This window comes from Achromobacter sp. UBA5777 (genome assembly GCF_002418565.1).
Classification (GTDB): domain Bacteria; phylum Pseudomonadota; class Gammaproteobacteria; order Burkholderiales; family Burkholderiaceae_B; genus Achromobacter; species Achromobacter animicus.
The window spans coordinates 17,186-25,121 of record NZ_DIEJ01000075.1 but is presented as its reverse complement, the minus strand read 5'-3'; the positions used below and the strand labels follow the sequence as shown (position 1 = coordinate 25,121).

General features: G+C 67.0%; 8 protein-coding genes and 1 pseudogene. 5 read left to right on the top strand and 4 right to left on the bottom strand.

Features of this window, described 5'->3' with window-relative positions; translation table 11 throughout:
• Nucleotides 1-1,145, bottom strand: a 1,145-nt coding sequence (locus B3446_RS05355; RefSeq protein ID WP_291378153.1) for an ABC transporter transmembrane domain-containing protein, incomplete at its 3' end; no start/stop codon positions are given.
• A 93-nt stretch (nucleotides 1,146-1,238) separates the two neighbouring features.
• On the opposite strand from B3446_RS05355, the gene B3446_RS05350 reads away from it, so the two are divergent.
• Entirely contained in the window at nucleotides 1,239-2,276 is a 1,038-nt protein-coding gene (locus B3446_RS05350; protein ID WP_291378151.1) for a LysR substrate-binding domain-containing protein, read from the top strand.
• Here the strand turns inward: B3446_RS05350 and B3446_RS05345 are convergent.
• From B3446_RS05345 to B3446_RS05335, 3 genes are read right to left on the bottom strand one after another with little or no spacing between them, the layout of a single operon-like run.
• Nucleotides 2,273-3,061, bottom strand: a complete 789-nt coding sequence (locus B3446_RS05345) for an ABC transporter ATP-binding protein (RefSeq protein ID WP_191577345.1) — start codon at nucleotides 3,059-3,061, stop codon at nucleotides 2,273-2,275. The two genes, B3446_RS05350 and B3446_RS05345, sit on opposite strands and share 4 nt — an antisense overlap.
• Complete coding sequence (locus B3446_RS05340) at nucleotides 3,049-3,819, bottom strand: ABC transporter permease (RefSeq protein ID WP_175124152.1); 771 nt, start codon at nucleotides 3,817-3,819, stop codon at nucleotides 3,049-3,051. Before B3446_RS05340 ends, B3446_RS05345 begins: the two co-directional genes overlap by 13 nt.
• Nucleotides 3,820-3,837: 18 nt before the next feature.
• Nucleotides 3,838-4,836, bottom strand: a complete 999-nt coding sequence (locus B3446_RS05335; RefSeq protein WP_175124153.1) for an aliphatic sulfonate ABC transporter substrate-binding protein — start codon at nucleotides 4,834-4,836, stop codon at nucleotides 3,838-3,840.
• A 203-nt stretch (nucleotides 4,837-5,039) separates the two neighbouring features.
• On the opposite strand from B3446_RS05335, the gene B3446_RS05330 reads away from it, so the two are divergent.
• From B3446_RS05330 to B3446_RS05315, 4 genes and pseudogenes are all read left to right on the top strand, one after another.
• Complete coding sequence (locus B3446_RS05330) at nucleotides 5,040-6,227, top strand: NAD(P)/FAD-dependent oxidoreductase (RefSeq protein WP_291378148.1); 1,188 nt, start codon at nucleotides 5,040-5,042, stop codon at nucleotides 6,225-6,227.
• Nucleotides 6,211-6,822: a HutD family protein gene (locus B3446_RS05325; RefSeq protein WP_291378146.1), complete on the top strand. Its 612-nt coding sequence runs from the start codon at nucleotides 6,211-6,213 to the stop codon at nucleotides 6,820-6,822. The genes B3446_RS05330 and B3446_RS05325 overlap by 17 nt, the downstream gene beginning before the upstream one ends.
• Before the next feature lie 67 nt (nucleotides 6,823-6,889).
• Nucleotides 6,890-7,639: an electron transfer flavoprotein subunit beta/FixA family protein gene (locus tag B3446_RS05320; protein ID WP_191577349.1), complete on the top strand. Its 750-nt coding sequence runs from the start codon at nucleotides 6,890-6,892 to the stop codon at nucleotides 7,637-7,639.
• Nucleotides 7,639-7,936, top strand: a pseudogene (locus B3446_RS05315) (electron transfer flavoprotein subunit alpha/FixB family protein); the annotation flags it as partial. The gene B3446_RS05320 and the pseudogene B3446_RS05315, both read left to right, overlap by 1 nt.

The window sequence follows — 7,936 nt, the reverse complement described above, 5'->3', positions numbered from 1 at the left end:
CCCCGGGGGGTGCTTCGCCCCGCCCCGCGGGGCCCCCCCCCCCCGCCCCGTCCCCCCGCCGCAATCCGGAACGCCAGGCCCCGGTGGGCGGCGCGCTCGGGCGTGTACGAGAAGGCGACGTCGTCGAACTCGATGGTCGGCGCCAAACGCGCAGGGCCCGCTTGCGCGGCGCGCGCGTCGGGGGCAGGCGTCAGGGGCTGTGCGTCCATCAGCGCGTGAATGCTGGCGGCGGCCGATTGGCCCAACATGCCCCGGTGCAGTACCGCGCGCAGATCGCGCAGCGGGCGGAAAATCTCGGTGCCCGCCATCAGCACGATCAACAACGCCTCGACGCTCATGTCGCCGGTGGTCACGCGCCAGGCGCCCAGCGTCAGCGCCAGCGCGGCGCCCAGCGCCACGCCCAGATCGCTGATGCCGCGCGTCAGCAGGCTGACGGACAGCACCCAGAACGTGTTGTCGGACAGGCTGCGCGCGCGGGCCGCCAGCCGTTCGCCCCACGCCTTGCCCTGGCCATACGACTTGAGCGTGGGCAGCCCCTGGACCGCGTCCAGGAACTCTTCGCCGAATTCGTTGAGCGACCGGCTGCGCGCCAGGCTGGCACGGCGGTCCAGCATGTGCACCGCCATCGGCCCGAACAGCGCGAAGAGCGCGGCGGCCAGGAAGACGAGGGCGGTCGGCACATCCCAGAAAGCGATGACGGCAAAGATGGCAAAGGGTGCGGCCGCCGCGATGGCGACCTGCGGCAGATACTGTCCGAAGAAGGTCTGCAACTGTTCGACGCCGTCCACCACGGTCAACATGACGCCGCCCGTGCGCTGGTTGGCGAACCATGCCGGTCCCAACGCGACGATGCGGTCGTACAGCTTTGCGCGCAGCGTGTGCTGGATGGCGGCGGATGTGCGGTTGGCCTGCACGGTGCGCCAGTCGTCCAGCAATGCCCGCAGCAGCACCATGGCCGCCACGCACAGCGCCGGCAGTGCCCATTCCTGCCACGGCGCTCCGTCGAACACGCGCGCGAGCAACTGCCCCAGGAACACGTACCGCGCAATCCCGGCCGCCAGCGCCAACAGGCCCAGGAAGATGCCGCCCGCCATGCCGGCACGCAGACCCTCGGTCAGACGCCACAGCCTCGAATCGAAATACATAGCATTACTCCATCCAGAGCCTGCATCGTCCCCGATCCAGCGTACGCGCGAAAGCGATGAATTTTCAATCAAGGGTTGAGATAAACTCAACCGATGTCCGATTCCTCTACCCGCACGCCGCCGCTGGCCGCCTTGCGCGCCTTCGAGGCCGTGGCCCGCCTGGGCAGCCTGAGCCGCGCGGCTGCCGAACTCAACGTCACGAAAAGCGCCGTCAGCCATCAGTTACGGGCGCTGGAAGCCGACCTGGGAACATCGCTGCTGCGCCGGGGCGGCACCGTGCGGCGCGCCGAGACCACCGAAGCGGGCGCCGCGCTGCTGGCTTCCGTACAACAGGCCTTGACCCTATTGGAGACCGCCTGCCGCAATGTCCGCGCCAGCGCCCGCGGCAAGCGGCGCTACACCCTGAACGTGTCCGCCAACCCGTCGCTGGCCGCGCTGTGGCTGGCGCCGCGCATCGGCCGCTTCATTGAATTGCATCCGGACATCGACATCCAGGTGTATCTGCACGCCAGCCAGGATCCGGCCTGGAAAACCCAGGACATCGACCTGGCCTTCCTGCACGTGCGCGCGATGGGGCCACACATTGCCGCGCCGGGCGACATTCCGCTCATGACCGAGACCGTGGTGCCGGTATGCAGTCCGGCGCTCGTGCCCGAGGCCGACCGCAATGACCCGCGCGTGTTCCTGCGCCACCGCTGGCTTGAAGAGAAGCACATCGACAGCCCGGAGACCGATTGGCGCACGTGGGGACCCCGCCTGGGGATTGCGCCGGATGATTGGCAGGATCCGATGGTGCTGAGCGGCCTGAGCACCGTGGTGGCCGCCGCGGCGGCCGGGGTGGGCATCGCGCTGGGCCGCGCGCCGCTGATCGACGAAGACCTGGCGAGCGGCCGGCTGGTGCCGCTGATGCCGCATCTGCGCATGCCGGGCTCGTGGGGCTATGTCATGCGCATCCACGCCAACCGGCCGATGGATCCGTCATTGCCCGCGCTGGTGGAGTTTCTGGCCGAGGAAGGCCGCAGCACGGGCGCGTGGCAAAGCCCCGACGGCGTATTCGGCAGCCTTGCCCCGCATGATGTTCACGCCGGGCACCAAGATCGTCCAGCCGGATCGCGCGCGCGGCGCGGTTAATCGGCCGTCAACTCCATGCTGCGCGTCACTTCCTCCTGCACGCGCTCCCAGATCGCCCGCTTCAGTTCCACAAAGCGTGGCGACAACTGCACGTCCGCGCTGCGCGGATGCGGCAGGTCATTCTGGATGTCCTGCACGATGCGGCCGGGCTTGGAACCCATGACCGCCATCCGCGTCGACAAGGTCAGGGCCTCGTCGATGGAGTGCGTGATGAAAACGATGGTCTTGCCGCTCTGCTCGTAGATCGACAGCAACTGGTCCTGCAGCACCTGCCGGGTCATCGCATCAAGCGCGGCGAACGGCTCGTCGAACAGCATCACGTCCGGGTCGTTGGCCAGCACGCGCGCGATCGACACACGCTGCTTCATCCCGCCCGACAGCGCGTGCGGATACTTGTCCGCCGCGTGCTTCAGGCCCACCATCTCGATGAACTTGCGGGCGATCGGCGCGCGCTCCTGGCGCGACATGCCGCGCATCTTCAGCCCGAACTCCACGTTCTCCTGCACCGTGCGCCACGGAAACAGCGCGTACTGCTGGAACACCATGCCGCAGGCGGCGGTGACGTCGGTGACTTTTTTACCGTTGATCTCCACCGACCCCGTGTTGGGCGTGATGAAGCCCGCCATCAGATTCAGCAGCGTCGACTTGCCGCAGCCCGAGGCGCCCAGCAGCACCAGAAATTCTCCGCGTTTGACCTCCAGGTTGACCTTGTCCAGCACGGGCACTTCGCCGTAGGCCTTGGAGACGTCCGTCAGCCGGATCATCGTGTCGTTCATCGCTGCCATGCCAGCACCCATCGTTCAAGAAGCCGCAAACACAGATCGGTCACCAGCACGGTGAAGCTGATCAGCACCATGCCCAGCACCACGGTGTCGGTCTGGAAGAATTCCTTGCCGTTCATGATCATGAAGCCCAGGCCTTCCTTGGACGCCACCAGCTCGGCCGAGATCACGCAGGTCCACGACAGGCCCAGGATGATCTTCATGCCCGACAGGATCTGCGGCAGACAGCCCGGAAACAGCACCTCGCGCATGACCTGCCAGCGGTTGGCGCCCAGATTGCGCGCGGCGCGCACCAGCACCGGGTCGATGCTGCGAGAGGCCTCCATCACGTACAGCAAAGCGGGCACGAAGGACCCCATGAACACGATGCTGTACTTCTGCGTTTCGGTGATCCCGAACCACAGCAGCGACAGCGGAATCCAGCTCATGGACGGCAGTGGGCGCAGAAACGAGATGATGGGATCGAAGACGGCGCGCGCCACCTTCGACGTGCCCAGCAGGATGCCCAGCGGAATCGCCACGATCACGGCGGCCAGAAAGCCGACCATGACGCGGCGCGTGGAGGCAAGCACGTTGTAGAACAGCGTGCCCTGATCGGACATGGACAGCGCACGCGCCAGAACCTGGGACGGCGCGGGCAGAAAGATGGGATCGACCGCGCCGGCACGGCACAGGCCTTCCCACATGAGCAGAAAACCCAGCAGCGAAAACACGCTGACCCAGAGCAGGCGTGTTTCGCGGGATGACGAACGTGTGGACATAGGCAGACTGTCCCGGACTCAGAGGTACGAGGACTGGACCCAGTCCTTGACGGTGGGCGCGCGGTCGATCTGCTTGAGCGACACCAGCATCTCGGCCAGCTTCTGCATGCCGTTCACGAAGTTGCCTGGCTCGATCATCAGCGCTTTCTGGTCCTCGGCCGAATACCACTGCGTCTGCTTGATGACGGCAAGCTGCTCGTCCTTGGACAGCCCGGTCAGTTCCAGCAGCACGCCGGCCGCTTCCTCGGGCTGGTTCGTCAGCATGGCGTTGGCCTGGAACACCGCCTGCAGGAACTTGCGCACGGCGTCCGGGTTCTCCTTGCCCAGCTTGGCGTGCGTCAGCAGCACGTCGGGTCCGGGAGTGATGGCGTACTGCTTATAGAGCGAGAACGCGGTGTCGTCCAACAGCACGTGCGTGCCCGGCACGGCCTTGATGCGGTCAAACGCCGGCGTCCAGGCCACGGCCGCGTCGATCTGGCTGCCCTGGTAGGCGGACAGCAGGTTGGTCGCGGGCAGATTGATGATGGAGACGTCGCGGTCGGGGTTCAGGCCCGCCTGGCGCAGCACGTCCAGCAGCAGCACGTGGGCGCTGGAGGCGTAGGTGACGCCGATCTTCTTGCCCTTCAGGTCGGCAACGGATTTGACGTTGTCGCGCACCAGCACGCCTTCGGCGCGGCCAAAGTTGTTGGGGGTGGCAATGACCTGGAACTGGCGCGCGCCTGCGGCCATCAGCGCCAGCGATGACACCACGCCGGTGCCCGCCAGATCGACGTTGCCCGCCATCACCGCGCTCATGCGGTCCGACGACGTGGCAAAACTCTGCCACTTGATGTCCAGACCCTGCTTGGCAAAGAGCCCCGTCTTCATCGCGATGTAGGCGGAGTAATGGCCCAGCCAGGCCGAGCCGCCATAGGTGTAGGACGCGCCGGCGGCGCGGCCGATCATCGGAAAGCCCAGGGCGCTTGCGCCCGCAAGTGCAGCGGTGCGCACCAGCATGGCGCGGCGATTCATGTTCATATTTTTCCCCTACTTGAATGTAGATTGACCGATAGATTCCATGTCGCCGGCACTCTGGGGTGCGGCAGACGAGACTTTCGCCCGAGCGCCTGGCGGCGGCATGAATATAAGGAGCGGCGATGGTCAACATCAGCGGCGCTTAAATTTCTACAGCTCCGAAACGGCGGGTTCACACTCGCCGCACTTGTCCTTGGAGCCTTGTCGTGAAAAGTTTTGACGTGATCGTGATTGGTGCCGGCGTGATCGGCAGTTCGGTGGCGTTTCACCTGGCCGAACTCGGCGCGAAGAACGTGCTGGTGCTGGATCGCGAGACCATCGGCGCGGGCACCACGTCGCAGTCGTCCGGCATCCTGCGCACGCACTATTCCGTGCGCGAGAACGTGGAGCTGGCCCAGCGTTCGTGGAGCGTGTTCAACAATTTCGCCTGCTATCTGGGCGACGAAGAGGCCTCGTGCGGCCTGGTCAAGTGCGGCTACCTGATCACCGCCGCCGACGACGACAAGCTGGAACCGCTGCGCGGCGCGCTGGCGCAGCAGCAGGCGCAGGGCATCGCGCTGGAATTGCTGAATGCCGCGCAGGCGCGCGAGCTGCTGCCCATTGCGTCCTTCGACAACGCCGCGCTGATCGGCTATGAGCCCGAGGCGGGCTTTGCGGACGCGTATCTGGTGGCCACCAGCTTTGCGCGCGGCGCCCGCCGCCGCGGCGTCACCATCCGCGAAAACGTCAACGTCCAGCGCCTGATCATCGATAACGGCCGCGTGACGGGCGTGGTGACATCCGAGGGCGACTACAGCGCGCCGCTCGTCATCAGCACGCAGAACATCTGGACGCCGGAACTCGCCGGCTGGACCGGCGTGGCGATGCCCGTCGTGCCGGAGCGGCATGCCGTGCTGGCGCTGGAGTGTGACGCGGCGCCCTATACGTATTCGATGCCGGTCTTCAAGGACCTGGCCTCGCCCGGCATGCTGTATTGCCGCAGCTACGGCGGCAACCAGATGCTGGTCAGCGAAGGCATCGTCGGCGAGGCGCTGCAAAAGAGCGACGCCGAGCAGGGCGACATTCCGCTGGACTACGTGGCCGAGGTCGGCGCGCAGGTGGCGGACCGCTTCCCCGCCTATGAGACCGCCGGGCTGGCGTCGTCGTGGACGGGCGTCTACGACGTGACGCCCGATTGGAACCCCGTGCTGGGCCGTGTGCCGGGCGTCGACGGGCTGATCGTGGGTTTTGGTTTCTCGGGTCACGGCTTCAAGCTGTCGCCCACGGTGGGCCGCGTGCTGGCGCAAGAGGCGCTGGGTCTGGCGACCGACGTGTCGCTCACGCCCTACGAATTGGGGCGCTTTCAGCGCGGCGCGCTGCTGACCGGGAAGTACGGCCTTGGCGCAGTCTCCTGATCCGCGCGGTTCGGTGCAAGCCAGCTGGTTGGCGCTGCCGCCCGAGCCGTGGAAGAACGGCGGGGGTGTCACGCGCACGTTGGCGGCCGATCCCGCCGGTCGCTGGCGCGTCAGCATCGCCGATATCGAACGCGATGGGCCGTACTCACGCTTTCCCGGGTATGACCGCGTGTCGGTCGTGCTGGCGGGCGAGGGCGTGATGCTGCAAGGCGAGGGTGGGGCCGTGCCGTTGCGGCTGCGTGAACCGGCGGTGTTTGGCGGCGATGCGTTGCTGCAATCCACGTTGGTGGGCGGACCGGTACAGGTGCTGAATCTCTTTGTCCTGCGCGGCGGTGCGATGGCGTCGGTGACCTGCTCGGGCGCGGCGTCCAGTTGCTGCGAGGTCGGCGCGTTGCCGGCCGGCTCGGATGGGCTCGAGGTTACGCGGGTGCGGGTGACGGCGGGGGCATACGAGATGACGCGCGGCGTGGAAATGCCGGGCGTCGATACGCCGGGCGGCGATACGCCGGGCGTCGCTACCCCCGGCGACTCGTCCGCGCAAACCGAATTCGCCGTGATCCTGGACATCACCGTCCGGAAAAGCATCCCGGATTGACCAAACCGCAGTCGTCCCGGTCACAACCCGGGGCGTCCGTTGAATCCTTTCACTCAGGAGTGTTTCCATGAAGGTACTTGCCGCGGTCAAGCGCGTGGTTGACTACAACGTCAACGTGCGCGTCAAGGCCGACCAGAGCGGCGTGGACATCGGCAACGTGAAGATGTCGATGAACCCGTTCGATGAAATCGCCGTCGAGGCGGCCGTGCGCCTGAAAGAGCAGGGCGCGGCGGCTGAAGTCGTGGCCGTGTCGTGCGGCACGGCGCAGTCGCAGGAGACGTTGCGCACCGCGCTGGCCATCGGCGCCGACCGCGGCGTGCTGGTGCAGACGGATGCCGCCTTGCAGCCGCTGGAAGTCGCCAAGCTGCTGCGCGCCGTCGTGGTCAAGGAAGCGCCCGCGCTGGTGATCCTGGGCAAGCAGGCCATCGACGACGACGCGTGCCAGACCGGCCAGATGCTGGCGGCCCTGCTGGGCTGGCCGCAGGCCACCAATGCCAGCGCCATCGCCATCGGCGACGGCACGGCGCGCGTGACGCGCGAGGTGGACGGCGGCCTGGAAGTGGTGGAACTGACGCTGCCCGCCATCGTCACGGCGGACCTGCGCCTGAATGAGCCGCGCTATGTCACGTTGCCCAACATCATGAAGGCCAAGAAGAAGCCTCTGGATGTGGAAACGCCGGACGCGCTGGGCGTGGATCCCGTGTCCCGCCTGCAGACGCTGCGCGTCGAAGAGCCGGCGGCGCGCGCACCCGGCATCAAGGTCGCCGACGTGGCCGCGCTGGTCGACAAACTGAAGAACGAAGCCAAGGTGATCTGATGACTGTCCTTGTTATTGCCGAACACGATAATCGGGCGCTGAATGGCGCCACGCTCAACGCCATTGCTGCCGCGGGCAGGCTGGACATGCCGGTCCACGTACTGGTCGCGGGCGGGGATGCGCAGTCCGTGGCCGAGGCGGCTGCGCGGGTCGCCGGGGTGGGAAAGGTTCTGCTGGCGCAGGCGCCGCAGCTTGCCGATGGCCTGCCGGAAGCCGTGGCCGCGCAGGCCGTGGCGGTGGCCGGCGGCTACTCGCACGTATTCCTGGCCGCGACGGCGCAGGGCAAGAGCGTGGCGC